This is a genomic window from Achromobacter sp. Marseille-Q4962 (assembly GCF_943737005.1).
Lineage (GTDB): Bacteria > Pseudomonadota > Gammaproteobacteria > Burkholderiales > Burkholderiaceae_B > Achromobacter.
In genome coordinates, this window is record NZ_CALSFU010000016.1 from 1 (window position 1) to 26,453 (window position 26,453).

At 68.1% G+C, this 26,453-nt stretch carries 19 protein-coding genes and 1 pseudogene; 9 read left to right on the plus strand and 11 right to left on the minus strand.

Annotated elements, in window-relative coordinates; genetic code table 11:
• From NGJ44_RS15185 to NGJ44_RS15195, 3 genes are all read left to right on the plus strand, one after another.
• A partial coding sequence (locus NGJ44_RS15185; RefSeq protein ID WP_251864440.1) for a type I secretion C-terminal target domain-containing protein occupies positions 1-4,808 on the plus strand: 4,808 nt, incomplete at its 5' end.
• Between the two features lie 171 nt (positions 4,809-4,979).
• Positions 4,980-5,660 (plus strand): transglutaminase-like cysteine peptidase, encoded by a 681-nt coding sequence (locus NGJ44_RS15190; RefSeq protein WP_200908034.1) that lies wholly within the window; start codon positions 4,980-4,982, stop codon positions 5,658-5,660.
• A 30-nt stretch (positions 5,661-5,690) separates the two neighbouring features.
• Complete coding sequence (locus NGJ44_RS15195; RefSeq protein ID WP_251864441.1) at positions 5,691-7,634, plus strand: bifunctional diguanylate cyclase/phosphodiesterase; 1,944 nt, start codon at positions 5,691-5,693, stop codon at positions 7,632-7,634.
• A gap of 42 nt (positions 7,635-7,676) precedes the next feature.
• Here the strand turns inward: NGJ44_RS15195 and NGJ44_RS15200 are convergent, their stop codons facing one another.
• The 3 genes from NGJ44_RS15200 to NGJ44_RS15210 are packed head-to-tail and all read right to left on the minus strand — an operon-like array spanning position 7,677 to position 11,048.
• Positions 7,677-8,519, minus strand: coding sequence for a M48 family metallopeptidase (locus NGJ44_RS15200; protein WP_251864442.1), 843 nt, complete (start codon positions 8,517-8,519; stop codon positions 7,677-7,679).
• Between the two features lie 46 nt (positions 8,520-8,565).
• Positions 8,566-9,633, minus strand: coding sequence for a chorismate synthase (gene aroC / locus NGJ44_RS15205; protein ID WP_251864443.1), 1,068 nt, complete (start codon positions 9,631-9,633; stop codon positions 8,566-8,568).
• A 32-nt stretch (positions 9,634-9,665) separates the two neighbouring features.
• Complete coding sequence (locus NGJ44_RS15210; RefSeq protein ID WP_053245410.1) at positions 9,666-11,048, minus strand: putative bifunctional diguanylate cyclase/phosphodiesterase; 1,383 nt, start codon at positions 11,046-11,048, stop codon at positions 9,666-9,668.
• Between the two features lie 524 nt (positions 11,049-11,572).
• On the opposite strand from NGJ44_RS15210, the gene NGJ44_RS15215 reads away from it, so the two are divergent.
• Positions 11,573-13,513, plus strand: coding sequence for an EAL domain-containing protein (locus NGJ44_RS15215; protein ID WP_251864444.1), 1,941 nt, complete (start codon positions 11,573-11,575; stop codon positions 13,511-13,513).
• A 134-nt stretch (positions 13,514-13,647) separates the two neighbouring features.
• Entirely contained in the window at positions 13,648-15,015 is a 1,368-nt protein-coding gene (locus NGJ44_RS15220) for a sensor histidine kinase (protein WP_251864445.1), read from the plus strand.
• Here NGJ44_RS15220 and NGJ44_RS15225 read toward each other — a convergent pair.
• From NGJ44_RS15225 to NGJ44_RS15235, 3 genes are all read right to left on the minus strand, one after another.
• Positions 14,997-15,716, minus strand: a complete 720-nt coding sequence (locus NGJ44_RS15225; protein ID WP_251864446.1) for a response regulator transcription factor — start codon at positions 15,714-15,716, stop codon at positions 14,997-14,999. The two genes, NGJ44_RS15220 and NGJ44_RS15225, sit on opposite strands and share 19 nt — an antisense overlap.
• A gap of 212 nt (positions 15,717-15,928) precedes the next feature.
• A complete protein-coding gene (locus NGJ44_RS15230) occupies positions 15,929-17,416 on the minus strand; it encodes a protein adenylyltransferase SelO (RefSeq protein ID WP_251864447.1) in 1,488 nt (495 codons plus the stop codon).
• A complete protein-coding gene (locus tag NGJ44_RS15235; protein ID WP_251864448.1) occupies positions 17,413-17,784 on the minus strand; it encodes a DUF2069 domain-containing protein in 372 nt (123 codons plus the stop codon). Before NGJ44_RS15235 ends, NGJ44_RS15230 begins: the two co-directional genes overlap by 4 nt.
• Before the next feature lie 17 nt (positions 17,785-17,801).
• Here NGJ44_RS15235 and NGJ44_RS15240 point away from each other — a divergent pair, with 17 nt between their 5' ends.
• On the plus strand, positions 17,802-19,115 hold the full coding sequence (locus NGJ44_RS15240; protein ID WP_053245413.1) for a YihY family inner membrane protein: 1,314 nt from the start codon (positions 17,802-17,804) through the stop codon (positions 19,113-19,115).
• Between the two features lie 35 nt (positions 19,116-19,150).
• Positions 19,151-19,615, plus strand: a complete 465-nt coding sequence (locus tag NGJ44_RS15245; RefSeq protein WP_053245412.1) for a CBS domain-containing protein — start codon at positions 19,151-19,153, stop codon at positions 19,613-19,615.
• 38 nt (positions 19,616-19,653) lie between these two features.
• Here NGJ44_RS15245 and dusA read toward each other — a convergent pair whose 3' ends face one another.
• Complete coding sequence (dusA, locus tag NGJ44_RS15250) at positions 19,654-20,673, minus strand: tRNA dihydrouridine(20/20a) synthase DusA (protein ID WP_286012372.1); 1,020 nt, start codon at positions 20,671-20,673, stop codon at positions 19,654-19,656.
• Between the two features lie 226 nt (positions 20,674-20,899).
• On the opposite strand from dusA, the gene NGJ44_RS15255 reads away from it, so the two are divergent.
• Together NGJ44_RS15255 and NGJ44_RS15260 are read left to right on the plus strand one after the other, a co-directional pair.
• Positions 20,900-21,868 (plus strand): homoserine kinase, encoded by a 969-nt coding sequence (locus NGJ44_RS15255; protein ID WP_251864449.1) that lies wholly within the window; start codon positions 20,900-20,902, stop codon positions 21,866-21,868.
• 64 nt (positions 21,869-21,932) lie between these two features.
• The gene (locus tag NGJ44_RS15260) at positions 21,933-22,736 is read left to right on the plus strand and encodes a BPSS1780 family membrane protein (RefSeq protein ID WP_251864450.1); all 804 of its coding nucleotides are present in this window, start codon (positions 21,933-21,935) and stop codon (positions 22,734-22,736) included.
• 6 nt (positions 22,737-22,742) lie between these two features.
• On the opposite strand, the pseudogene NGJ44_RS23165 reads toward NGJ44_RS15260, so the two are convergent.
• The 4 genes and pseudogenes from NGJ44_RS23165 to NGJ44_RS15275 all read right to left on the minus strand — a co-directional run.
• Positions 22,743-22,976 (minus strand): annotated as a pseudogene (locus NGJ44_RS23165) (DUF192 domain-containing protein); the annotation flags it as partial.
• Positions 22,973-23,890 carry a type II secretion system F family protein gene (locus NGJ44_RS15265; protein ID WP_251864451.1) on the minus strand — a complete coding sequence of 306 codons (918 nt, stop codon included), beginning with the start codon at positions 23,888-23,890 and terminating at the stop codon, positions 22,973-22,975. The gene NGJ44_RS15265 and the pseudogene NGJ44_RS23165, both read right to left, overlap by 4 nt.
• A 10-nt stretch (positions 23,891-23,900) precedes the next feature.
• Positions 23,901-24,746: a type II secretion system F family protein gene (locus tag NGJ44_RS15270; protein ID WP_251864452.1), complete on the minus strand. Its 846-nt coding sequence runs from the start codon at positions 24,744-24,746 to the stop codon at positions 23,901-23,903.
• On the minus strand, positions 24,743-26,452 hold the full coding sequence (locus tag NGJ44_RS15275; RefSeq protein WP_251864453.1) for a TadA family conjugal transfer-associated ATPase: 1,710 nt from the start codon (positions 26,450-26,452) through the stop codon (positions 24,743-24,745). Before NGJ44_RS15275 ends, NGJ44_RS15270 begins: the two co-directional genes overlap by 4 nt.
• Between the last annotated feature and the right edge of the window lies 1 nt (position 26,453).

Sequence of the window (26,453 nt, forward strand, 5' to 3'; positions counted from 1 at the left end):
ATACCGGCAACGCCGTGATCGTGGACGATCATGGACCGGGCGCTGACGTGCCCGCGCTCACCGTGTCCGACGCCGGCGACGTGAACGAAGGCAGCAACGCGGTCTTCAATGTCGCCCTGACCAAGCCCGTCGACGCGAATACCACGCTGACCTTCACGCTCGGCGGCCAGATCGAAGCCGGCGATGTCGGCACGCCCACCGTCACCATCGGCGGCCAGTCGGTTGTCGTGACCAATAACGGCAACAACACCTACAGCATCACCGTGCCCGCCGGCACCACCGGCGGCATCGTCGTCACCGTGCCGACCACCGACGACACGGTCTTCGAGGGCCGCGAGAGCCTGACGCTGGAAGCCACGCTCACCGGCAGCACCGCCAGCGGCGTGGCCCTGCCCGGCGGCATCACCGATACCGGCAGCGCCACCATCGTCGATACCCAGGGCGGCGGCAAGGATGTGCCTGCGCTCAACGTGTCCGACGCGGGCAATGTGACGGAAGGCAATACCGCGAGCTTCAACGTCTCGCTGAGCAAAGCCGTAGACGCCGAAACCACCCTTACCTTCACGCTGGGCGGCCAGATCACGGCGGCCGATCACGGCATGCCGACGGTGACGGTCGGCGGGCAGAGCGTCACCGTCTCGGCCAACGCCGACGGTTCTTACAGCTTCAAGGTTCCCGCCGGCACGACGGGCGGCATCGTGGTCCAGGTGCCCACTACCGCCGACGGCATCTACGAAGGCAACGAGAGCATGACGCTCTCGGCCACGCTTTCGGGCCAGACTGCCAGCGGTACTGCCCTGCCCCCGGGCATCTCGGACAGCGGCAACGCCGTCATCGTCGACATCAACAAGCCGCCCGTGGTCGGCAGCGCGTCCACCGCGGTGTCCGAGGAAGGGTTGAACGGCGGCATCAAGGACAACACGGGCACGTCGGACACGACCGACTCGGCGCAAGCCAACGGCCAGCTGAGCATTACGGACGACAATAGCAACGCGTCCTACACCATCACGCTGGTGGCGCCCGCCAACGGCAGCCTCAGTTCCGATGGCGTGCCCATCGTCTGGACGCTGTCGGACAATGGTCACACCCTGACCGGCCGCGCCGGCTCGACCGACGCGATCGTGATCAAGATCGACAACACGGGCGCCTACACAGTCCAGATGCTCGCCCCCGTCGACCATCCGGACACGACCCGCGAAGACACGCTCAGCCTGTCGGTGGGCGTCAAGGTGGCGGACGGCGTGAATGCGCCCGTCTCCAGCACGCTGGATGTCACGATCGAAGACGACGCGCCCGTGGTGCACCAGAGCGCGCCCGTGAACGTCGAATCCACCGGCATTCCCGACGTCTATACCGGCAAGGTTTCCTTCGCGGGCAGCTCCTCCAGCAATAGCCAGTGGAAGTTCACGTTCGGCGACGGCGCCGTGGAAGTGACGGCCAAGGGCTTCACGTCCAAGAACGACATCACGCTCATCGACGCTCAGGTCAACCAGAGCGCCTCGGGCCTGGGTGTGGCAAGCGTCGGGTCGCCTTACCACAACATCGCCAACGAGATCGACTATCGCGAGCTGAATGGCCAGGGCGCGTCCGAAGAGCTGACGATCCGCCTCACCGGCGGCAAGATCGCCTACGGCGCGACCATCGACTTCGCCGCCATGTACGGCGGGGAAGTCGAGAGCGGTATCGCCCGCTTCTACCGCGACGGCGTGCTGATCGCCGAACGCACCTTCACGTCCGACCAGAGCGGCGGCGATTACGCGGCGAACTTCCGGGTGGAGGAAGGCGGCTTCGACACGATCGTGGTGTCGGCCACCGACAATCACAAGAACTCGTCCAGCGACAACAGCGACTTCACTGTCACGGGCGTGACCTTCCTGGGCAGCCAGGACGTCCATGCCATTGCCTACGCCGACGGCACGCTGTCGTATGCCTACGGCGCGGACGGTCCGGGCAAGCTGCAGCTCATGGGTGTGGAAAGCGGCCTGACCACGCGCGACGGCGGCGCCATCACCACCAATGTGGCCACCAACGGCAATCTGATCCAGGGGCTGGATTCGTCCGGCAATCTGGTGTTCGAGATCCGCCTGACGCCGGCCACGGGCAAGTGGGAGTTCTACCAGTACCAGCCCATGAACGGCACGGCCGACGGCCTGATCGACTTCACGTATCGCGCCACGGACGCCGACGGCGATTACGCCACCGGCCAGTTCCAGGTGGGCGGCGTGGAACCTCCTGCTCCCACCCTGGTCATCGACGATAACAACGCGGGCGCGCCGGGCGTGTTGAGCGTGTCGGAAGCCCAGGCAAGCGGCGCCGGCTCCTTCACCATTACCGCGGCGGCGGGATTGAAATCGATCACCCTCGATGGCGCGGGCAACGCGGATGCCACGCTGACGCTGGACCGCCTGGCCGGCCTGGCCGGCAACCCGCTCACGTTGACCACCAGCAAGGGCACGCTGACCCTCACGAACTACGATGCCGCCACCGGCAAGGTGAGCTACACCTACCAGACCAGCGGGGCCCAGCAGCACACCGGCGACGACACCAACGTCCAGGACCATTTCACGGTCACGGTCGAGGATCAGTTCGGCGGCAAGGCCACGGGCGACCTGGGTGTGCTCGTTACCGACACCGCTCCGGCGCTGACCTCGATTGCACAGAGCGCGGCCCTGGCCTCGCACGGCACCAATATCATGCTGATCCTCGACAGCTCGGGCAGCATGAAAGACGGCAGCGGCGTATACAAAAACAACTCGCAGCTCTCCCGCATGGATGTCTTGAAGTCGTCCGTCGCCACGCTGCTGGACAAGTACGGCGAAAACGGCGACGTGCGCGTCCTCATCGTGGACTTCGACTCCACGGCCACCCAGAAGGGCGGCGGCTGGATGTCGCTCGCCGACGCGAAGACGCTGGTCGCGACGCTGGACACGGTGGGCGGCACGAACTACAAGGATGCGCTCAACACCGCGATGAGCTCGTGGAACAACTCCGTGTCCGGCAAGCTCGAAGGCGACAACGTCCAGAACGTGTCGTACTTCTTCACCGACGGCGAGCCCGAGAACGGCGCGGTGAATTCCACCCAGCAGGCCACGTGGGAGCAGTTCCTCGCGGCCAACGGCATCAACTCGTTCGGCATCGGCCTGGGCACCAGCGCCACGGGCACGTACATCAACCCCGTGTCGTACGATCCCGATGCGCCGAATGCGCCGGCCAGCAACAACACGATCCTGGTGACCGATCTCAACGGTCTGGACGCCGCTATCGCCGGCACCATCGCCTCGCCCATCATCGGCGACATCGCCACGGACGGCACACTCGGGGCGGACCTCGCCGGCGCGCGCATCACGCAGCTGGTGATCGATGGCAAGACCTACAACTACGACGTCGCGACCAACAAGGTCACGGCCACGTCCGGCGCGGTCTACAGCTTCGATACGGCCACGTCCGAACTGACCGTGACGACCTCGCATGGCAAGCTCACCATCGACCTGGCGGGCGAGAACCTGGGCGACTACCGCTACCAGCCGCAAAGCGCCGGCACCGACACCATCCAGTACACGGTGAAGGACGGCGACGGCGACACGGCCAGCGCCAGCCTCACCCTGAACGTGTCGGCGCCGGTTTACCAGACGCCCGATGCGGTGAACGACAGCGTCATCACCAACATCCTGAGCCCGCAACTGACGGTGCAGTCCGGCTCGCTGCTCGCCAACGACGTGCGCGGCACGGGCGCGCTGACGATGGGGCCGCTGACGGTGAATACGGGGTGGAAGGACAAGGGAAGCGATTTCACGTCGAAGTCCAAGACGCCAATCGACTTCACGGATGGCTTCCTCTCCGGCAAATCGTCCTTGACCGTGAGCCGCGGCAGCTTCACGCAGATCGGCCAGGATCTGGCACAGGTCAAGATAAACGGCGAACTGGCCGCGGTGGGAGGCTCTTGGTACCGCAGCGATACCGACATCATCACCGTCTCGCTGCTGGCCGGCGAGGTGCTCTCGTTGAGCCACAATCTCGGCGCAAACGAGATCTCCGTCCAGTACCGCGTGGCAGGCAGCTCGGGAAGCTACGCGGACGTGCCGGCCAACGGCATCGCCGCCACGCAGGACACCAGCTACGAAATCCGCATCGTCAACCTCGACGACAATGGGCCGAACAAGTCGGGGGGCACCGGTGCTGAAGACTACTACCAGCTCACGATGACCGTCGACTACTCGCACGCCGTCAGCACGCCGGACGCCAACGCTTCCTACACCATCCAGACCGCGGATGGCCACAGCGACAGCGCCAATGTCTCGGTGTCGTACCAGGCGGGCGACCACCTGCTCGGCACCGACAAGGGCGAAATCCTGCTGGCCGGCAGCGGCAACGACACCCTGGATGGCGGCAAGGGCAACGACGTGCTGGTCGGCGGCCAGGGCAACGACACGCTGATCGGCGGCGACGGTTCCGATACGTTCCGCTGGGAGCTGGGCGACCAGGGCACGACCGCCACCCCCGCGGTCGACCGGATCAAGGACTTCTCGCTGGACAAGCCGGCCGACGGCGGCGATGTGCTGGACCTGAAGGACCTGCTGGTGGGCGAAAAGGACGGCAACCTGTCGCAGTACCTGAACTTCCACAAGGAAGGCAACGACACGGTCATCGACGTCAACACCCAGGGCAAGCTCGGCTCCCAGGGCGCGGACCAGAAGATCGTGCTCGAGAACGTCGACCTGACCCACGACGCCAGCGGCCAGGCCCTGACCAACCAGGCCATCATCAATGACCTGCTGCAGAAGGGGAAGCTCAACGTCGATCACCACTGATCCCGCGGCGGGGAGCCGGCGGCGCGCGGCCGGCTCCCGGCGGACCGGGCCGGCGCGGCGCGCGGCCATGGTTGCATGGATGTTCCCGGAATCGTCCTCAGATGAGGCGATTCCGGTTTTTTTCATGGATGAAACGGCGGAAATCGGACGAAAAATGTGAAAATCCGTTTCATGCCTTCTCTCCTCCGCTACCGACGCGTGCTGAACCTGTGCCGCCTGGTGTTGCTGTGCCTGGCTTGCGCCTGGGGAGTCAGCGTCGCCCTGGAGATCGACGCGGGCCGGCTGCAGGGCCTGGCTGCGCGCTATGGCGCCAAAGGGTCCCGCGCGGTGGCAAGCTGGCTGCAACTGCTCAACGCGCCCCCGCCGCCGCAGGAGAAAGACCGGCTGACGCTGGTGAACGACTTCTGGAACCGCTCCCTGCTCTCCGGCGAAGACATGACGATCTGGGGCCAGACCGATTTCTGGGCCACGCCGCTGGAGTCCCTGGGCAAGGGGGCCGGCGATTGCGAAGACTATGTCATCGGCAAATATTTCAGCCTGCTGGCGCTGGGCGTGCCGGCGGAAAAGCTCCGCTTCATTTATGTGCGCGCGCGCATCGGCGGCGCCTATAGCAGCACCCAGGTGGCGCACATGGTGCTGGGCTATTACGAGAAACCCAATGCAGTGCCGCTGGTGCTCGACAGCCTGATTTCCACCATTCTGCCGGCCACGGAACGGCGTGATCTCACGCCGGTTTTCAGTTTCAATGCCAACGGCGTGTACGTCGACGGCAAGCCCGCCGCCTCGGTCGACCGGCTGAGCCGCTGGCGCAATCTTCTTCAACGCATGGAACGGGAAGGCATCCGTCCGTGATGCGCCTGTGATGTCCCCGGGAAACAGATCATGTCCATACTCAGACAGCTCCTGCTCAGCGTAACCCTCGCCATCGGCGTGATCCTGCTCGGCACGCTGGCGCTCAGCGTGAACGCGGCGCGCGAATACCTCTCCGGCCAGCTGCGCGTGCAAAGCACGGACGCCGCCGTGTCGCTCGCCCTGTCGCTCTCGCAACCCGCCAATAACGACCCGGTGGTGCAGGAGCTGCTGGTTTCGGCGCTCTTCGACGGCGGCCACTTCTCGCTGGTGAGACTGAGCGACCCGGAAGGGAAAGTGCTGATCGAACGGCGCTCGAATGCAACGGCAGTCTCGGTGCCCGGCTGGTTCAAGGCGCTGGCGCCCTTGACTTCCGAATCCGCGACCCACACCGTCAGCGACGGCTGGCGACAGATCGGCGAAGTGACGCTGGTGGCCAACGACGCCTATGCCTGGGAAGCGCTCTGGCGCAGCAGCCTGAAGATGATCGCGCTGGTGGTGGGCGCGGGCCTGCTGTGGGCTCTCTTCGCATTTGCGCTGGTGGGCTGGATCAAGAACCGCCTGCTGCGCGAGATCAGCGACCACGTGCGCAAGATCGGCCAGCACGCGCCGCCCGAGCAGGTGCAAGCGCGCGTGCCGGAGCTCTCGGGCGTGGTGCAGGCGCTGAACCAGACCCGCGAGCGGGTCTACGCCAGCGCGGAGGAGCAGCATGCCAAGATCGAGTCGCTGGAACTGGAGCTGAACCAGGACCCCGTCACGGGCCTGCCCAACCGCAAGTATTTCATCAACGAGTTCCGCCGCACGCTCGAAACCGCCGCCCCGGCCGCGGGCGGCCACATCCTGGTCTTCCGCCAGCGCGATCTGGCCGATCTCAACCGACATATGCCACGGGAGTTCATCGACCACTGGCTGCGCGCCGCGTGCGAACGCATCCAGGGCACGCTCACGTCGCTCGGCTCGGGCACGGCCATGCTGGCCCGCCTGAACGGCTCGGATTTCGCGCTGCTCATGCCCGGCAGCGCCGCTCCCCAGGCCATGCTGGCCGCCGAGCGCGTACGCGCCGACCTGCATGCTTCGCGCATTCCAGTGGGAGAAGGCCACTTGTGCCGCTGGGCGCTGGCCATGACGGACTACGCGGCGGGCCAGCCGGTGGGACCGGTGCTGGCGCGGCTGGACTTCGGCCTGATGCAGGCCGAAAGCGCGGGCAGCGACCACGTGGTGTCGGTGGGCGAGACCGATGCGCAGGGCCCGTCGGCCACAGGCGAACGGGCCTGGAAGGATGCCATCCTGACGGCGCTGGAGGCGCAGCGGTTCGAACTTGCCACCGCCTCCCTGCTGGACGAGCGCGGCGAACCGCTGCGCGCCGAAGCCATGCTGATGCTGCGCATGGACCCTGCCCAGCCGCCCATTCCCGCCACGCTGTTCATTCCTCCGGCGGTGCGCCTGGACCTGGTGGCCGACTGCGACCTGGAAGCGGTGCGGCTGGGGCTGGACTGGCTGGCCAGCCACGCCGGCGAACTGGCGGTGCGCGTCGCGCTGCCCACGCTGCGCTCGCCGAAGTTCATGCGCCAGCTCGCGCTGCTCTTCACCGAGCGGCGGCCGCTGGCGTCACGGCTCTATCTTGAGGTCGACGCCCACAGCCTGGTGGAATGTCACGAGCAGGTAACGGCGCTGGCGCGCATCGCCTCGGAATTCGGCGCGCACCTCGGTGTGCGGCGCCTGGCCCAGCAATTCGGAGCGGTGGCCCAACTGCACACGCTGCCGCTGTCGTACGTGAAACTCGGCGGGGGATTCGTGGGCGGCATGCGCGCCAGCCCGGGCAGCCAGCAGCTCACGGCCTCGGTCATGGAAACCGCGCGCGCGCTGGGCATCGCCGTCTATGCGGAAGACGTGCCCGACGCGGAAACGCGCCGCATCCTCGCCGGCCTGGGCATCCGCCACATGCGGGGACCGGGCGTGCCCGAGAGCGGCGCCTGAGGCGCGGCGCCGGCCGCGCCCCGGTTCATGCGCCCGCCGGGGTCAGCGCGCGGCGGACTTGCCCCTGGCCTGCTCGTAGAGCGGCAGCACCTGCTGCGAGGCTGCCTGCAGATCGGCAATGCGCGACTGGGCCGACGGGTGGGTGGAGAGAATCTCGGGCGGCGCGCTGCCCTGCTCGGCCGCGCCCATCTTCTGCCAGAGCGTAACGGCCGCCCGCGGGTCGAATCCGGCCCGGGCCGCGAGCTCGACGCCCATGCGGTCCGCCTCGGTTTCGTGGGTGCGGCTGTTGGGCAGGGTGAACATGACGCTGGTGAGCTGCTCGCCCAGGTCCGAGGCCACCTGCGAGCCGGTTGCGATGGACAGAACCTGCAGGCCCAGGCTGGTGGCCATCTGCTGCGAGACGCGCTCGCGCGCATGCTCACGCAATGCGTGGGAAATTTCGTGGCCCAGCACGGCGGCGAGCTCGTCGTCGGTCGGCTTGATCTTCGTCAGCAGCCCCGTGTAGACCGCGATCTTGCCGCCGGGCATGCACCAGGCGTTGACCTCGTCGCTGGAAAGCACGTGGACTTCCCATTTCCAGCTCGACGCGTCCGGCCGGAACACGGGCGCCTGAGCGATGAGCCGCTGCGAAATCGCGCGCACGCGGCTCGTCTGCTGCGCGTCGCGGTCCAGCAGGCCCTTGGCCCTGGCCTGGCCGATGATCTCGGTGTATTGCTGGCTCGCCTCCTGGTTGAGCGTTTCGGAGGGCACCAGGCTGGACATGTACTGCGTGCGGTTCACGCCTATGGCGCCGGATTGCGTGGTATTGACGCCCGCGCAGCCGGCGATGGCAACACAGGCGAGCGCGGCGGCGGCGCCGCGCAGGAACGTGTGAGTGGGGCTCATCGGACTCTCCGGTTGGGTCGGCGTAGCGCGGCGGCCGCGCGTGCCGTCAATACTGACCGCCGCACTGGCCGCGATGGCGCAGCGCGTGATCGATCAGGACCAGCGCCAGCATCGCTTCAGCGATGGGCGTGGCGCGTATGCCTACGCAGGGATCGTGCCTTCCGAGGGTCTGCACCATAACGGGTTCGTTGGCGCGGTTCACGGAACGGCGCTCCACGCGGATGCTGGACGTGGGCTTGATGGCCAGCGACACGGTGATGGGCTGCCCGGTGGAAATGCCGCCCAGCACCCCGCCCGCGTTGTTGGTGAGAAAACCGTCCGGCGTGATTTCGTCGCCATGCTCCGAGCCCCGCTGCGCAATGCAGTCGAAGCCCGCGCCGATGGATACGCCCTTGACCGCGTTCAGGCCCATCATCACGTGGGCGATGTCGGCGTCGAGCCGGTCGTAGATGGGTTCGCCCCACCCGGCGGGCAGGTTCTCGGCCACGACTTCGATGCGGGCCCCGACCGAATCGCCGTCGCGGCGAAGCTGATCCATATAGGCCTCGAGCTCGGGCACGATGCCGGCGTTGGGCGCATAGAAAGGATTGTTCGGAACCTCGTCCCAGGATTCGAACGGAATGGCGATCGGGCCCAGCTGGCTCATGTAGCCGCGGATGCGCACCCCATGCTGCTCGGCCAGCCATTTCCTGGCGATCGCGCCCGCGGCCACCGTGGGCGCGGTCAGGCGCGCCGACGACCGGCCGCCGCCGCGCGGGTCGCGCAGGCCGAACTTGCGCCAATAGGCGTAGTCGGCATGCCCGGGACGGAACGTGTCGGCAATATTGGAATAGTCTTTGCTGCGCGCGTCGGTGTTGCGGATCAGGAGCGCGATGGGCGTGCCGGTGGTCATGCCCTCGTACACCCCGGACAGGATCTCGACCTGGTCGGCTTCCTGGCGCTGGGTCACGTGCCGCGACGTGCCGGGGCGGCGGCGGTCGAGCTCGCGCTGGATGTCGGAGGCGTCGAGCAGCATCCCCGGGGGGCAGCCGTCCACCACGCAGCCGATGGCGGGGCCGTGCGATTCGCCGAAATTGGTGACGCAGAAAAGAGTGCCTAAGGTATTACCGGACATAGGGTCTAGGGTTGGGTTGCGGGCAACCCTGATTATGACACCCCTGCCGCCAAAGCCTGGATCTCGCAAGCGGGCGCGGGGCGCCCCAGCAGGAAGCCCTGCATGACCCGGCAGCCCAGCGCCTTGAGGATTTCGCGCTGGCCCTCGGTTTCGACGCCCTCGGCCACCACGGGCAGGCGCATGGCCTGGCACAGCCCGAACAGGGCCGATACCACTTCCCGGCTTCCGGCATCGGATTCCAGGGTCGAAATGAAGCTGCGGTCGATCTTCACCCAGTCGATGGGCAGGTGACGCAGATGGTTAAGGCTGGAGTAGCCGCAGCCGAAATCGTCCAGGGCCACCGAAACGCCCATGGACCGCAGCGCGTTGAGGATTTTTATGTGCTTTTCGTAGTGCAGGATGAACAGCGACTCGGTGATCTCGAGCACCAGCTTGCGCGGCGACAGGCCGGTGGCCTCCAGCACCCGGGCCACCAGCGGCACCAGGCCATCCGCCTCCATCTGCTTGACGGAAAGGTTGACGTGCACCCGCCAGGCCGCCGGCCATTGCACCGCCTGCGAGCAGGCGCGTTCGAGAATCCAGGCGCCCAGGGGCACGATGAGCCCGCTGCGCTCGGCGATCTCGATGGTGATGCCGGGCGATACGCTGCCCAGCACCGGATGGTGCCAGCGCAGCAGCGCCTCGCAGCCTTGCACCGTGCCCGTGCCGCCGTCGCACACCGGCTGGTAATAGAGCTCGAACTGCTCCATGTCGGGCGTGGACAGCGCCAGCCGCAGGTCGTTCTCCAGGCCCTGGCGGTCGCGCTCGCGCGCCAGCATGCGGAAATTGAAGAGAGTCCACGACGCCCCCTCCTGCCCGTCCGGGGGCAGCAGGGCCACGCGCGCGCAGCGCTGCAGCTCTTGCACGCTGCGCCCGTGGTCGGGATACAGGGCCGCGCCGACGCGGAACAGGGCGATGATCTGGCGTCCGCCCAGCCTGTAGGGCGCGTTCAGGTCGCCCAGCAGCTTCGCGCAAACCTGGGCCGCGCCGTCCTCGTCCACGTCCGGGATGCACAGCGTGAAGGTATGGATGCCGGTGCGGGCGACCATGCCGCCCAGCGCGCGCGCCGTCACGCGCAGGCGCTGGGCCACCTGGACCAGCAGCTCACGGTCTTCGCCGGCGCGCAGCAGGGCGCAGATCTCGGCATATTGCTCGAACCGGACCAGGAAAAATGCGCCGCGGCGCGCGCGCTCCCGGGCTCGCTCCAGCCATGCGCCCGCGCGGCGGTCCAGCTCCCGCTGGCTCAGTCCGCCGGTAAGTTCGTCCTGCATGAGGGCGCGCCGCAGCACGCGCTCCCTGCGCAGGAAAAGCACGCTAATCGCCGCCAATGCGCCGACCAGCGTCAGGCACAGTGCGAGCAGATAGCTCTCACGCACGGAGCCTCCTTTTCATGAAGCCTTGACGTTGCGGTCCGAGCCTGGGCCCAAGGCACATAACATTTCTTAAATAGTGCATTATTGTTGCAAAAACACCTCGATCCAGAGGCAACGCGCCCTGTTCTGCTGCAATAGGAAGATTTGCGTGTGCCGCCATGCAGGGCGGGCGGCCTCCCGCGGCATCTCCCGTGACTTGAACCCGGATTTGGTAGTACTACGACATCAGGCCACCGAAAATTAATACGTCCTCTCGCAATAGTTCTCACCCCCACGGTCCGGCAGGCGAAATAATTGCATAGCTTGTCTGATGTCTTCGTAGATTTCGTAATATTCTGTATGTTCTATGACGCCGAGGATTACACCCCAGGCGGCGCGGATGCGGTATTAGTAACGTGTGTCACGTTTCTTATCCATATCAACCGCTCACGGGAAACAAGAACCGCCCGGCGCCGTCCAGCGCGCGCGGGCAGGACAAGCGAGCGAATCCGTCCCGCCGTTCGCTGGAAGGGGAAAAGACCATACACATGCTCTCGATACGCAGGCTCCTCGTATTCAGCGCGTGCCTGATCGGCCTGGTCGTATTGGGCACCCAGGCCCTGAGCATGCTCGCGGCCCATCGCTACCTGCACGGCCAGCTCGCGCAGCAGAGCCAGGGCGGCGCGCAGGCGCTGGCCTGGGCGCTTTCGCATGCGCCCGGCGACGCCCGCAGGCGCGCAACGCTGGCCGACGAGTTGTTCGGCCAGGGAGCCTACGCCCTGGTCAGGATCACCAACGAGCGCGGCGCCACCGACATCGAGCGCAGCGCGCCGCCGCCCGACGCCGGCGACGGGGCCGACGAATGGGTGGAGCATTGGCTCATGCCCGAAGCGCCGGAGTCGTCCCAGCCCTTCGTCTCGGACGACGGCCGGTTCCGGGGCATGGTCACGGTGCGCGCCGACGCTCACACCGCCCGCGAAACGCTGTGGCAGGGAGGGCTGAGGGTAGTCGGGCTGGCGCTCGCGGCCGCGGTCTGCTGGCTGCTCTTCGCGACCGAGCTGCTCAAGTGGCTGGACAAGCGCGCCCCGCGGACCTCCCTTTTCTCCGGCTGGCCCGGCGAGGCCGCCGCCCGCCCCGACGCGGCCGCGCAGACCGAGGCGCAACGGGTGGCGGCGGCGATCGAGGCGCAGAACGCGCGCATCGAATCCCTGCAGAGCGAAGTCTACCGGGATGCCATCACCCGCCTGCCCAACCGCCGGTACTTCGTCGAGCAGTTCCGGGCGGCCCTGGCGGACGCCGCATCCGCCGGCGCGGGACACATCCTGATGTTCCGCCAGCGCGACCTGGCGCAGATCAACCGGCATCTTTCGCGCGCTTTCACGGATCAGTGGCTGCGCGCGTCCGCCGAACGCCTGCGCCGGCTGGTGGCCGCCCACGGCGGACCGTCAGCGACGCTGGCCCGCATCAGCGGATCGGACTTCGTGCTGCTGATGCCGGGCAGCACGGCGCCGCAGGCGAGCCTGCTGGCCGAACGCGTGCGCCGCGAGCTGCGCGCGCTGCGCGTGCCCATGGACGGGCATTCGTGGTGCCGCTGGGCCCTGGCGATCGCGGATTTCTCGCCCGGCGACGGCATGAGCGAAATACTGGCCGGGCTGGATCACGCCCTGATGTGCGCGGAAAGCGCCGACGACGACCAGGTCACGCCCGCCAGCCAGGCGCCCCAGGGATCGCGCATCGGCGAGTACAGCTGGCACGACGCGCTGCTCACGGCGCTGGACCAGCACCGGTTCTCGCTTGCCGCCCGGCCCCTGCACGACATCGGCGGAACGCTGCTGCAGTACGAGGGCTGCCTCACCCTGCATGACCAAAGCGGCACGCCGCCCGTGCCGGCCAGCGTTTTCATGCCCCCCGCCGTCCGGCTGGGGCTGTCCGCCGAATGCGACATCCAGGCGGTCCGCCTCGGCCTGGATTGGCTGGTCACGCATGCCGAAACGCTGGCGGTTCCCATTGCCCTGGCCTCGCTGTCGCAGGACACCTTCCTGCCGCGGCTGCGCCGCATGCTGGCCGACCGCCCCGACGTGGCGCGCCGGCTCATCCTGGAAATGGACGCCTCGGGCCTGGCCGCCAACGAAACCGAGACGCAGCAGCTGTGCGAGATCGTCACCGGCGCGGGCGCGCGGCTGGGCGCGGCGCGCCTGTCGCAGGACTTCGGCGCCATGGAACACCTGCACGAGTATCCCCTCGCCTACGTGAAGCTATGCGGACGGTTCGTGGCCGGCATCGTCCAGAGCCCGGGCAGCCAGCAGCTCGCCGTTACGGTGGTCGCCATGGCCCGCACGCTGGGCATGGACGTATATGCCGACGACGTGCCCGACGATGCCGCCGCCGAGGTGCTCAAGCGCATCGGTGTGCGCGCCCTCAACGGCCCTGTCGTAAACTCCGGGCGCGGCTGCGATCTCGCGCTCGATCATCGATGGATTTCCAGTTGACGGAAGGACTGTTGTTTCGCCCCTTCGGAATTTTTCGCGCACGCGCGCGCGGCCGGCGGTTTCCGCGCATCCCCGGCGCGCTGGGTCTTTTGCTCGCCCTGCTGGCCTGGCCGCATGCCGCATTGGCGTTCGAAATGTCCGGCTACATCCCCACCCTGCAGGCGGGCATCGTGGCGGGCGCGGCGCTGGCGGGCGTGGTTGTCTGCCTGGCCCGCTGGGCCTTTGCGCGCTCGGCCGCCTTCGCGGCGGGCACGGTCTTTTTCCTGGTGGAAGGGGCCTACCGGTCGTTTCCGGGCCTGCTTCCGCCCGCGGCCATGCAGGCCGGATCGGCGGCCACGCTGCTCGCGGCGGCCGCGCCGCTGCTGGCGGACCATTCCTCGCGCCTGGCGGCCGCCGCCCGCGCCGCGAGCCTGGCCTTGGTCGCCGCCGCGGCGCTCACCCTCATCTTCATCTATCAGACCGACGCGCCGGGCCTGACGGCAGCCATCGAGATCGCCTGTGCGCTCGCCAGCCTGGCGCTGTGCGCCGCCCTGCTGCGGCAGGCCGCCAGGCACGGCGTGCGGTGGCCCAGCGCCGCGCTGGCCCTGGTTTTCGTGCTGTCGGCGGGGCTGTGGGCGCGCGACGCCTTGTCCAACACGATGGCCCCGGCTTTCACGCTGGCGCTGCTGCGCATGCTGGGAGTCCTGGCAACCCTGGCGGCGCTGCCCGGGCATGCCAGCCATGGCAGGCATGACGCCGACCCCGCCGGCCGGGGCGAGCTGCGGCTGTCGGAGATGGCCGGCGCTCTCGAAAGCCAGCGGCAGATGAACGCGCTGGTGTCGCACGAACTGCGCGCGCCGCTGGCCACGATCAGCGCGGCCGCCCAGTCGCTGGACATGATGCTCGCCGATACCGACGAAGCCGTGGACAGCCGCCTCGCGCGCATCCACCGTTCGGTGACGCGCATGACCGAGCTGGTGGAGCAGTTGCTCAGCCAGGACAGGCTGGGCCAGCAGGCGCTCACGCCCCGCGCCGAATGCGCCGACATGGCCGACATCGCGCACGACGTCGCGGCGGCCATGCGGCCCGACACTGCCCATCCCCTGGAAATCAAGGCCGAGCGGGGCATTCCCGTATTCTGCGACCGGCCGCTGACCAGCGTGGTGGTGCGCAACCTGGTGCACAACGCCATCAAGTATTCCCCCGCCAGCGAACCCGTGCGCATCGAGGCCGGGCAAGGCGAGGAGAACGGCCAGCCCGTGGCCTGGCTGTCGGTCACCGACCGCGGGCCGGGCATCAGCGAAGAAGACCAGGCAAGAATTTTCGAACCGCATTTCCGCCGGGCGGCGCACCGCGAAACCAAGGGCCTGGGCATCGGGCTCTACCTGGCACGCAACATCTGCGAAAACCAGGGCGGCTCGCTCACGCTGCACAGCAAAATCGGCGAAGGTACGCGCTTCGTCGTGACGCTGCCCGCGCTTTCGCCGGCGACCTCGCAAGCGCGTCAGGCGGCGAAGACGTAACCCTGGCCGCGCACGGAAAGCACCGGCAGCTTGAGGCCCGCGCTCTGTGCCTTGGCCCGCAGGCGGCTCACCAGCACGTCGATGCGCCGCAACTCGAAGCCCTCGGGGCTTTCGGGCAGGAACATCTCCGCCAGCTCCTGGCGGCTCACCGCATTGCCCGCGGCGTCCATCAGCGCCATCAGGAAGGTGCGCTCCTGCGCCGACAAATGCAGCGAAGCGCCGTCCGGCGCCACCAGTATCCAGCCGCCGTCCTGCAGCGACCAGGACGAATCGGCCGCCGGGCGGGCCTCGGCATCCGCGGCACGCGGCGCCTTGGCCAGGCGCATGCGGCGCGCCAGACTACGAATCACGGAACTGAGTTCGAGCAGGTCGACAGGCTTGGTCATGTAGACGTCGGCGCCGCCCTCCAGGCCGCGGACGCGGTCTTCGAGCGCGCTGCGCCCGGTCAGCATGACGATGCCCACCGGACTCAGCGCGCGCAGCCGGGTGGCGACCGAAAAACCGTCTTCTCCGGGCAAGTGCACATCGAGAATCACGATATCGCAGGGCTGTTCCTGCAGCCGGCGATAGAACGCCCCGGCGTTATCACAGGCAAACGCCACCCGGAATCCATAGCCACCCAGACCCAAGGCCAATTCCTCGCGGAAGTCGGCATCGTCTTCCAGGAGACCGATACATAGCAAACCATCAGCGCCAGGCATTTTTAGAGTGCTTTATATTGAAAATTGTCGACAAAAGCCCCCGGACACGGCGAGCCATGTAGAATTTCGCGCAAGGACAATCTTACGTCTTTTACAATGGAAACGAATAATTGCACTGAAAAAAAATGCGGTTTCCAGGCATTCGTGGTTTTTTTTGTCCGCGCTGGGGATTTTTTTCCGATTTTCTGCCGTAAATATAGAAAACCGGCCGGTCAGGACGAACAGCTCACCTCGATGGACGAAGCCCAGTCCGGCGGCAACGCGGCATACTTTTCGTAACCAGGACGGGCCTGGCACGGCGCGCGCAGCAAGGTCAGCAAAGTGTCGATTTCGCCAGCATCGCCGCGCTTCGCGGCCTGGATGGCTTCTTCGGCAAGATGGTTGCGCAATACATAAAGCGGATTGACCGCGTCCATGGCTTGCGCCACCTCGGCGGGCGACCTTCCGTCCCCGGCCTGGCGCGCCAGCAGGCGATCGAGCCAGGCGCCGGCCGCGGGCCGGTCGATGAACAGATCCTCGAACGCCTGCCGCTCTCCCCGGACCGCATCCGACAGCCTGCGCCAGCTCAGCGTGAAATCGGCGTGGTTCGCGTGCATCAGCCTGAGCAGGTCGTCCAGCAGCGGCTCGTCGTCCGGCCGCCATGCGGCCAGCCCCAGCTTGGCGCGCGCGCGTTCGTGGAACGCCCGGGTGAAAATGCCTTCGAATTCGTCCAGCACGGCGCGCAGCGCGTCCACGTCCTGCACCAGCATGTGCAGGCTGCCCCCGAGGCGGTACAGATTCCAGAGCGCGACCGAAGGCTGCCGATTCCAGGAATAGCGCCCTTCGGAATCGGAGTGGTTGCAGACATGATCGAGGCGGAATCCGTCCATGAAACCATACGGCCCGTAATCGAGCGTCAGCCCCAGGATCGACATATTGTCGGTGTTCATGACGCCGTGGCAGAAACCCACGGCCTGCCAGTCCGCCATCAGTTCGGCCGTGCGGCGGGTGACTTCGCGCAGCAGCGCCACGTACGGCGCCTTGTCGTCCGCCGGCTCGCCCGCGGGCGGCATCCTGCATTCGGGGTAATCATGGTCGATCACGTAGTCGGCCAGCGTGCGCAGCATGTCCGGCTGGCGGCGCGCCGACCAATGCTCGAACGAACCGAAACGCACGAAACTGGGCGACATACGCGTCACGATGGCGGCCGTTTCCACGGTTTCGCGCATGACCGGATCGTCCGAAACCACCAGGGCCAGGGCGCGCGTGGTGGGAATGCCCAGCCCATGCATGGCTTCGCTGGCCAGGTATTCGCGCACGGACGAGCGCAGCACGGCGCGTCCGTCGCCCATGCGCGAGTACGGCGTCATGCCCGAGCCCTTGAGCTGGAGCTCCCACCGGCCTTGCGGCCCCGCCACCTCGCCCAGCAGGTGCGCCCGGCCGTCGCCCAGCTGGCCGGCCCAGATGCCGAACTGATGGCCGCTGTAGACCGCCGCCAGCGTGTCTCCGCCGGGCAAAGGCTGGGCGCCCGAGAACACGGCAAGGAACTCCGGCGTGCCGAGCGCGCCGCGATCCAGTCCGATAAGGGCGGCCGCCTCCGGATTCGCATGCAGCAGGCGCGGCGCGTTGAGCGGCTGGGGAGACAGCCGCGTATAGAACGGCGCCGGCAGCGCCGCATAAGTATTGAGGACGCGCAGCTCGTCCAGGGTATGTGCGGTCATGCGCGTTGGCTCCGGGCAGCCCGCTTGGCGGGCCGCACATAAAAAATGGCGCTCAGGAAGAAGACGCCGGACAGCAGGATTTCCCCCCAGGCCATGACGACCGACAGCGGCGCCGGGTCGGACATGGCGCGCACCGCGCCCTCCATGAGGTAGAGCAGCGACAGCATGGACGCCCACTGGTATGTATAGAGGTTGCCGCGCACGATGCCGCGCAGTGGAAAGGCCAGCGGCAGCGCCTTCAGGAGCAGCCAGGACCCGCCCGGCCGGACCGGCGCGATCACGGTTTCCCAGGCCGCGCAAAGCACGATCAGCGCCAGCAGCGATGCCGTGGCCGCCAGGCGCAGGCGAGGATTGAGATCGGGGTTCATACTGCTATTATCGCCTGATGAACCGCCCCGCAGAGCCTGCCCCCGCCGCGACGGTGGCGCCCGAGCCCCCTGCTTCGCGCTCTTCATGGATCGCGAAGGCCGGGCGCGCATTGCTCTTCACGGCGCAGCGCGCCAACGAAGAAAAGCTGTTGCAGGTCGCATCCAGCCTCACGTTCACCACCGTGCTCGCCATCGTGCCCATGCTGGCGGTGGTGCTGTCCCTTTTCACCGCCTTTCCCGTATTCCAGGAATTCCGCATCGCGCTGGAACATTTTCTCTCCACCAGCCTGATGCCGCCGTCCGTCTCGGACAACATCATGGAATACCTCAACCAGTTCGCCCGCCAGGCGTCCCGGCTCACCGCCATCGGCGGCGCGTTCCTGCTCGTCACGTCCGTGCTGCTCATCATGACCATCGACACGGCGTTCAACGACATCTGGCACGTGACGCGGCAGCGCCCCCTGCAGCAGCGGGCGCTGGTGTACTGGGCCGTGATCACGCTGGGGCCGGTGGTGGCGGGCGCCAGCCTGTGGGCCACTTCGTTCGTGGCGCGCGAGTCGCTGGGCCTGGTCAAGGACGTGCCGGAAGCGGTCAGCGTGCTCGTGTCGTTCATTCCGGTCGTCCTGACCGCGCTGGGCTTCGCGGCCCTGTTCGTGGTGGTGCCCAACCGCAAGGTGCTGTGGCGCGACGCGCTGATCGGCGGTTGCGTCACCGCGGTGGCGCTGGAAGTCATGAAATCGGGCTTCGCGTATTACCTCACCCGATTCCCCACCTACACCGTCATCTACGGCGCCTTCGCCACCCTGCCGATCTTCCTGCTCTGGATCTACCTGTCATGGCTGGCGGTCCTGCTGGGCGCAACGCTGGCGGCCAGCGCGCCGCTGATCCGGCTGGGCCGCTGGGAAATCAACCGCTACCCCGGCGCCGCCTTCGTGGACGCCCTGGACGCGCTGCGCGCCCTGCGCCGCAACCAGACCGCGGGCGGCGCGGGGCTGCCCTCCAGCTCCCTGGCGGCCCGCCTGCGCCTGCACCAGGACGAGCTGCTCGCCGTGCTCGAGGAGCTGAGCGACATGGGCCTGGCCACCCGCACGCAGAACGATCACTGGGTGCTCACCTGCGACGCGCGCGAAACCTCGCTTGCGCCCGTGGTCGATCATTTCCTGATCGACCGCAGCCGGCCGCGCGTGCGCGACGACGCCGCCATCGTGCGCGTCGCATCGTCCGTCCTGTGCGGAGAAGACGCCCCCACGCTGGAAGATCTCTGCCAAGAAGCGCAGAATACGGAAAATACCGTCGCCGCCCTGTTGCAATGGGAAGCGAAAAAGAAATAGCGATTGAAATCGGGGCAATGCCCTGGGAGGAACCGATGTTGAAGGTCAGCGAAATCTTGCGCGTCAAAGGAGACACGCTTTATACGGCATCGCCGGACACGCCCGTTTCGGAAGCGGTGCGCACCATGAGCGAGCAGGACATCGGCTCGCTGGTCATCATGGAATTCGGCACCCTGACCGGCATGCTCACCTTCCGCGAAATCATCCGCCACATGCACAAGCACGGCGCGGCGGCGGGCGAAACCACCATACGCTCCATCATGGACGACGCGCCCGTGAGCGTCTCGCCCAACACCAGCGCGGAAGAAGTGCAGCGCCTCATGCTGGAAAAGCACGCGCGCTACATCCCGGTCATGGACGGCCCCACCCTCATGGGCGTGATCTCGTTCTACGACATGGCGCAGGCCATCGTGGCAGCCCAGCAGTTCGAGAACAACATGCTCAAGGCCTATATCCGCGACTGGCCCAACGAAGAGAGCGCCGAAGCCGCGAAAGGCTGAAACGCCGCATCCGGCCGCGCGGCCGGCCCGCCGTGCGCTCAGCCCGCCGCGGGCGCGGCGTCGGCGGCCAGCGCCTGCTGGCCGGCGGGCCTGCGCTGGGTCGCCCGCCATGCTTCGTAGATCAGTGCCGGATCATTTTCCGCGAGGCGGGCCGGATCGGACAGCATGCGCCGCCAGCGGCGCGCGCCGGCCTGCCCGTTCACCAGGCCCAGCATGGGCCGCGTCATGACGCGCAGCGGCACGCCCTGCGCCACCTGGCGCGCCGCGTAGGCCATCATGGCGTCGACCACCTGCGCGTCGCCCGGCAACCGCACCGAGGGCCACAACTGCAGCGACACCTCGGAAAGCACGCGCGGGGTATGCCACGCCGCGCGCCCCAGCATGACCCCGTCGAACTCGTTGGCCGCTCTCACGGACTGGGCCGCGTCGGCCAAACCGCCGTTGAGCACGAAAATGCTGTCCGGGAAGTCCTGCTTGAGCCGCTTGACCACGTCGTAGCGCAGCGGCGGAATCTCGCGGTTGTCCTTCGGCGACAGCCCCTTGAGCACCGCATTGCGGGCATGGGCGATGAAGACGCGGCACCCGGCATCGTGCAGCTTGCCCACGAAATCCCGCACGAACCCGTACGATTCGTCGTAGTCCAGGCCCAGCCGGTGCTTGACGGTCACCGGCAGGTCCACCGCGTCCTGCATAGCCTTCACGCAATCAGCCACGAGGCCGGGCTCGGCCATCAGACAGGCGCCGAAAGCGCCCTTCTGCACGCGTTCGGACGGGCAGCCGCAATTCAGGTTGATTTCGTCGTACCCCCACTTCGCGCCCAGGCGCGCGGCCTGGGCCAGCGCGTCGGGTTCGCTGCCGCCGAGCTGCAGCGCGACGGGATGCTCGCTGTCATCGAAGTCCAGGTGGCGCGAGACATTGCCGTGCAGCAGCGCGCCCGTGGTGATCATTTCCGTGTAGAGGCGCGCGCGCGGCGCCAGCAGCCGGTGGAAGAAACGGCAATGGCGATCGGTAACGTCGATCATGGGGGCGACGCACAGCCGCCAGTCGGGGGAGTTCAAGAATCGCTCTGCAAAACAAGGGGATGCGCCTATTTTACGGTGCCTGGCCGGCGGGCGGCTCGCCCCCCGGGGCTCCGCCTCCCCGAGGCGGCGCAGGAACCCCGCGCGCCCGCGCCGGGCGCCCCGCATCCCGGCGCGGGCATTGATCGCCTCCATGTGGTCTAAAATTGCCGCGCCGCCGCACCGTCTTTGCCGGGCGCCCCTCAACCGCTCATCATCCACACCAATGGCCGTATTCACCCCCGTATCCGACGACGACGCGCGCGCCCTGCTGGCGCATTTCGACCTGGGCGAATTCGTCTCTCTCCGAGGGATCACCGCAGGCATCGAGAACACCAATTACTTTCTCCATACGACCCGCGGCGAATACGTGCTCACGCTGTTCGAGGTGCTGACCGAGGCGCAGCTTCCGTTCTACATCGAGCTCATGTACCACCTGGCGCAGCGCGGCATTCCGGTGCCCAGCCCGCAGACGCTGCGCGACGGCAGCCGCCTGACCGCCATGCATGGCAAGCCCTGCGCCATCGTGACCCGGCTGCCCGGGGGCTACGAGCCCGCCCCCGGCCCGGCACACTGTGCGCTGGCGGGCGCCACCCTGGCCCGCGCCCACCTGGCCGGCCAGGACTTCCCCCTGAAGCAGCCCAATCTGCGCGGGCTGGCGTGGTGGGTGGAAACCGCGCCCAAGGTGCTGCCCTTCCTGGAAGCCGGCCAGGCCGCGCTGCTGAACGCCGAGCTCACCGCCCAGCAGGCCGCCGCGGCCACCCCGCTGTGGCAAAGCCTGCCCGCAGGGCCGGCGCATTGCGACCTGTTCCGCGACAACGTGCTGTTCGCGGGTACGTTCGAGAATCCGCTCATGGGCGGCATCATTGATTTCTATTTCGCCGGCTGCGACACCTGGCTCTTCGATGTTGCCGTCAGCGTAAACGACTGGTGCATCGAACGGGAAACCGGCGTTTTCGTGCCCGAGCTCGCCGACGCCTGGCTGCGCGCATACGCCGGAGTCCGTCCGTTCACGCAGGCCGAGCGCGAGGCATGGCCGCTCATGCTGCGCGGCGCCGCCCTGCGCTTCTGGCTCTCCCGCCTGTACGATTTCTACCTGCCTCGCCCGGCCCAGACGCTCAAGCCGCACGACCCCCGCCATTTCGAAAGGGTGTTGCAAGCGCGCCACCGGCCCGGCCTGCCCGTCTTGCCGTAATCCGCATGCCCCCCATAATGGGCATGGCGAGTCCCTATCCGAGAGCCTCCATCTGAAAGAGACCATGCAAGCTGCATTCCTTCCCGCGTCATCTGGCTGGCAATGGGTTCGAGACGGTTTTCGTCTGTTCCGCAAGCAACCGCTCGCCATGTTCGCCTGGGCGATGGCCATCAGCCTCCTGGTTATCTTTGCGAGCGCCATCCCGCCGCTGGGGCCCATCCTGTTCGTAGCGTTGATGCCCATCGTCACCCTCATGACGCTCTCGGCCTGCAAGCACGTGGAAGCCGACCGCGTCATGCTGCCCTCCATGTGGCCCAAGCCGCTGCAAAAACCAGGAGTGTTCAAGAAGCTCTTCACCATGGGGCTGCTCTATGCGGGGCTCTGCATGCTGGCGGGGCTCGTGTCATTCCTGCCTTTCTCGGGCGCCCTCACGGAAGGCATGCGCGCAGCCTCGGTCGAACAGAGCCTGGCGCCGCTGCTCTCCGCCATGGCCTGGCCGCTCACGGTGTTCGCCGCGCTGTATGTCTGCATCGCCGCCCTCTTCTGGCATGCGCCGGTGCTGGTGGCCTGGCACGGCCTGCGCCTGGCGCAGGCCATGTTCTTCTCCGGGGTGGCTTGCTGGCGCAACAAGTGGGCGTTCCTGGTGTACGGCCTGGTGTGGGTCATGGTGTTCATGTTCATCGACCTGTGCGCCGGCCTGCTGGTCTCCGTGGGCCTGCCTCCCAACGTCGCGAGCACCATCCAGATTCCTTTCAACATCGCGGCGGGCGGCGTGCTGTATTGCAGCTTCTATCCGGCCTATACCTCCGTGTTCGGCATCAACGACACCAGCTCTCAGCTCGACCACGGCAACAGCGCGCAGGCATAGCGCCACTCTGCCCGGCGCAAGCCCCCGCCGCACGGAGATCACCCTTCCCTGCGGACCCACGAACGCCACGTCGATGGCATGACGCATGCCGAAGGTATGCACGGCGCGGCATGGCGCCAGCAGGATGCCCGAACGCGGCCCGGGCGCGGGGCGGCACAGCAGGCCCCGCAGCCGTCCCGTCCAGTTTTCCACCCGCAGCAGCCTGAGCCGCACCCGCGGCGCCCGGGCTTGCGCTTTCATTCGAGCCCCTGCAGCAGCTGCATCGCGATGGGATAGGCCAACACGATGAACGTGCACGGGAAAATGCACGCGATCAGGGGCAGCAGCATCTTCAGGGGCGCCTGCATGGCCAACTGCTCCGCTCGCGTATGGCGCTCGTTGCGGCATTGGGCCGCCTGCGCCCTCAGCACCGGCCCGAGGCTGATGCCCAGGCTGTCGGCCTGCTCCAGCGCCGCGGCCCAATTGCGCAGCAGCGGGCTGCCGCCCCGCTCGGCCATGGCGCGTATCGCGGCCGAACGGCCCAGCCCCGCGCGCATGTCCGCGAGCGCGGCGCCGAGCTCGTCGCGCAAGGGCCCGGCCGGACCGGCGTGGGCGGCCTGCTGCAGCGCGGCCTGCACGCCCAGGCCGGCTTCCACGCACAAGGTCATCATGTCGAACAGAAACGGCAGGTCGCGCTCCATGCGCGCAAGCCGCCGGCGGCCCGCCGCCCTCAGCCACGCCAACGGTGAACACGCCGCCACGCCCGCGCACAGGACCGCCGCCGCCAACGCCGGCAGGCGTTCCGCGCCCGCCGCCAGCCCCCCTCCCATCGCAATGCCCGCGGCGGCCAGGGCCGCGCACAGGCACAAGGCCGCCACGCGAGCGTGGTCCGCGTCCGGCGGCAGGCCGGCCCGGGCGGCGGCCTGCTGCAGCCGCCTGCGCACCCGCCAGGTGCACAGCGTGCCCGCCCAGGGAGCCAGCGCCTCGGCCCAGGGCCACAACGAGCGCCACCACCAGGGCAAGGCGGTGGCCGCATCCCGTGGCCGGACATGCGCAGGCCCCGTCCATGACGCGAGAAGCGGGCCGACGAGCGCGCGCAGCGCAGGGCCGGCCAGGCGGAACGCCAGCCAGCCCGCGCTCAACGCGCCCGCGGCCATGGCCACATAGATCAGCATCGGCGTGCCCTCAGAATTCGATGCGCATGATGCGCCGGATCAGCAGCACGCCCGCCGCTTCCAGCACCAGGATCAGGGCCAGCACGGCCCAGCCGGCGGGCGTCGTCCAGAGCGGCCGCATGAGCGCGGGCTCCAGGCTGTTGAGCACGGCCAGCAGCACCAGCGGCAACGCGCCGACGATCCAGGCCTGCAGCCGGCCCTGCGAGGTGAGCGCCTGCAGCTTGGCCTGCAATTGCAGCCGGCCCCTGAGGGTTTGCGAAATATTGTCGAGCGCCTCGGCCAGGTTGCCGCCCGCCTGACTCGCGATCCGCATGGCCGCCACCACCAGCGTGGTGGCATCGGAGGGCATGCGCTGCCCCAGGTTTTCCAGCGCGCGGTCCCAGGGCAGCCCCAGCCGCTGCTCCCGCAGCATCAGGCCGAATTCCTGGGCCAGCGGCGCGTCGGCCCGCTCCACCACGTGCTTCAGGGCCGTGTTGAGCGCGATTCCCGCGCGCAGGGCCGCGGCCACCATGAGCAGGGCCAGCGGCAATTGCTGCTCGAAGCGCCGCACCCGCCGCCGCCGCAATGCGGCCAGCGCCAGCCCCGGGATGCGCGCCGCGCCCAGGGCGGCCGCGCCCGCCAGCACGCCGCTGCCCGAGACGGCAAGCGCGAGGGCGCCCCCGGCCGCCGCGCACCCCAGGGCCGCGCCCCAGAGCTGCCCGGGTTCGATGAACAGAAAGACCTCTTCGAGGCGGACGGCTGCCTCGTGGGTATAGACCTCCCGGTATCGCCGCATCGCCGGCGCGAACCAGGCGTGCGCGCGCCAGGCGAGCAGGGCCGCGCATGTCATTGCCGAAAGCGCCGCGATCCAGATCATGGCGCCCCCTGCGCCCCGTCATGCGCGGAGGAAAACCACCGCGGCTCGAATCCGATGCCGCTTTCGCGCCAGGCCTGTGCGAACGAAGGCGGCGCACCGCAGCCCGCGAAGCCCGAGGACCGGTCGAAGCGGAACAGCTCCTGGATCTGGATCCTGCCGCTTTCCATGCCGACGAGTTCCACGACGGACGTCACCACCCGGCGGCCGCACGCCAGGCGCGCCTGCTGGACCACGATGTCGACGCTGGCGGCGATGTGCTCGCGCACGGCCGCCAGCGGCAGGTCCAGGCCGGCCATGAGAATCATGGACTCCAGCCGGGACAGCGCGTCCCGCGGAGAATTGGCATGCAACGTGGTGAGCGACCCTTCGTGGCCGGTGTTCATGGCGGTCAGCATGTCGAACGCCTCGGGGCCGCGGCACTCGCCCACCACGATGCGGTCGGGACGCATGCGCAACGCATTGCGCACCAGTTCGCGGATGTCGACGCGACCCCGCCCTTCCTGGTTGCTCGGCCGTGCTTCCAGCGCCACCAGATGCGCGTGCCGCAAGCGCAGTTCCGCGGCATCTTCGATGGTGACCACCCGCTCGCCCTCGGGGATCTCGTTCGAGAGAATGTTGAGCAGCGTGGTCTTGCCCGACCCGGTGCCGCCCGACACCACGATGTTCCTGCGCGTGGCGACGCACTGCGACAGAAAGGCCGCCATCTCCGCGCTCAGCGTGGCGCCCCGGACCAGGTCGGGCATGGCGGGACGCGCCGCGGGAAACTTGCGTATCGTGAGGCTCGACCCCTTGAGCGCCACGGGCGGAATGATGGCGTGCACGCGCGACCCGTCGGGCAGCCGCGCGTCCACCATGGGCGAACTCTCGTCGATGCGCCGCCCCAGCGGCGTGACGATGCGCTCGATGACCCAGCGCACCGACGCTTCGCTGCTGAAACTGCCCGCATGCCGCTGGAGTTTTCCCGCCCGCTCGACGTAGATCTCGTCATGGCGGTTGACCATGATTTCGCTGATGCCCGGCTCGGCCAGCAGCGGCTCCAGCGGCCCCAGCCCGACCGCCTCGTCCAGGACCTCGCGGCACAACGCGGCCCGTTCTTCGTCGCTGCGCAGGCCGCGGTCTTCGAGGACCAGGCGCTCGAGCAGTTCCCGCGCCTCCGCGCGCAGCGCGGAGTCACTCATCGAGGCCACGTCGCGGCGGCGCAGGTTGAGCGCGCCGAGCAGCGCGGCATGCAGACGGCGCCGCTGCTCCCGCGAGAAGGTTTCCGCTGCCGGGAATGCCGTGTCATCAGACACGCACGAGGCGGCGCCCGCATCTCCGGCCGGCGCCGGCAAGCACGCAACCGCCGCGCCGGCGTCCCTGCCGGCCGGCCCGGCCGGCAAGACGGCGGCCGACGGCGCCTGCATGCGCTCCGCCCCGACGCATGCATCCGTGACGCGCAGGCGGCAGGGCCCGATGAGGATCTCGTCCGAGGGCAGCACGGGCTCGTGCCGGGCGACCCGCACGCCATTGACCAGGGTGCCTCCCAGCGTGCCCAGGTCTTCCAGCGCGATGTGAGGCCCACGGCGCAGGAACCGCGCGTGCTGCCTGCCCACCCGCCAGTTCACGATGCGCAGCGCGCACGCCGGGCTGCGCCCGACCAGCAGCGGCGCCGTGTACACCTGCCGCCTCGGCGCCGACGCCTCGAAGGTGATTTCCATTTCGAACATG